We start from the raw sequence: 406 nt of genomic DNA, 5'->3' as shown, positions 1-406 counted from the left end.
CTCAACGTCAATAAAGCAATAAGGTTTATTAATCTAAAAATAAAAGGAGTTTTTAATTTTGAAAAAAGCTTTATTTCTTTTACTAGATGAATTTGCAGATTGGGAAGGAGCATATTTATCTTCAATTTTAAATCAAGATGATAATTGGTCTGTAAGCACTATTTCTGTTGAAGAAAATGTATCTTCTTTAGGTGGTTTTTCTGTTTTGGTAGATTATATTATTGGGGATGAACCTAAAGATTATGATCTGTTAGTTATGATTGGAGGTAATTCTTGGGATAATGATTCTGAGAACCTTTTAAAATTTGTTGAGGAAGCATTTAATAAAAATATAGTAATTTGTGCTATATGTGGAGCAGTTGATTATTTAGCTAGAAATGGTTTTTTAAACAAATATAAACATACT

Annotated in this window: 1 protein-coding gene; it reads left to right on the top strand. The window is 27.1% G+C overall.

Annotated elements, in window-relative coordinates:
- Positions 1–58: 58 nt before the first annotated feature.
- On the top strand, positions 59–406 hold a 348-nt coding region (locus KA824_RS09215), incomplete at its 3' end, for a DJ-1/PfpI family protein (RefSeq protein WP_210133259.1).

The sequence above is a fragment of the Staphylococcus sp. GDY8P198P genome, assembly GCF_017891615.1.
Classification (GTDB): domain Bacteria; phylum Bacillota; class Bacilli; order Staphylococcales; family Staphylococcaceae; genus Staphylococcus; species Staphylococcus cohnii.
This window is presented reverse-complemented; position numbering and strand designations above follow the sequence as displayed.